General features: G+C 65.2%; 2 protein-coding genes. Both read left to right on the top strand.

What is annotated here, in order from left to right:
• Positions 1-314: ATP-binding cassette domain-containing protein (locus EII35_RS15630; RefSeq protein WP_125229351.1), on the top strand; the 314-nt coding region annotated here is incomplete at its 5' end.
• Between the two features lie 141 nt (positions 315-455).
• The coding region (locus tag EII35_RS15625; RefSeq protein WP_148098980.1) for a hypothetical protein at positions 456-676 on the top strand (221 nt) is incomplete at its 3' end.

Here is a 676-nt window from a genome sequence, read left to right as displayed (position 1 = left end):
CCAATGTCTGCTTGGCCGACGCATCCCGGGATGAGGCACGCCGATATCTCGACGACCTTGGCCTGGGGGATCTGGCCGGAACCCGCGCCCGCACGTTGTCCGGAGGTGAACGGCAGCGGGTGGCCGTGGCGCGAACCTTGGCGAAGCAGCCGGTGGTGGCGTTGCTGGATGAGCCGACGGCCTCACTGGATGCTGAGGCTGCAGAACGAGTCCGGGACCTACTTCGGGCCTCAGCGGAGCAGGGGGTGGCCGTGGTGGTCGCCTCCCATGATGAAGTGATCCTCAAAGCTGCAGACAAGGTGCTTCAGCTGTGACACCTCGACTGGACCGGCTGGCGGTGGGGGCTCCTCGTCGCCGCCGCCGTTCTGGGCGCGGCACGCATCTCCAGCCGCACCGCCGAGGTCTACGAGGACAACTGGCGCGGCCGATACGACATCCTCGTCACCGCCCCAGGATTGGAGGACTCCCTCTCCCCCGGCGGTGACGCCCAAGGGCTGCCGTTGCTGGACCCCAACTTCGCCAACGTCACCACCCCAACCATGTCCTTGGACAAGCTCGAACAGATCAACGGCATGAACGATGTCGAGATCGCAGCCCCGATCGGCTTCCTGGGATCCACCGGAGACGTGATGAACTGGCCACTGTTCTTCATCCCATGGTCCGAGTTACCAAACCC

The sequence above is a fragment of the Arachnia propionica genome, from assembly GCF_003932785.1.
Lineage (GTDB): Bacteria > Actinomycetota > Actinomycetes > Propionibacteriales > Propionibacteriaceae > Arachnia > Arachnia propionica_B.
This window is presented reverse-complemented; position numbering and strand designations above follow the sequence as displayed.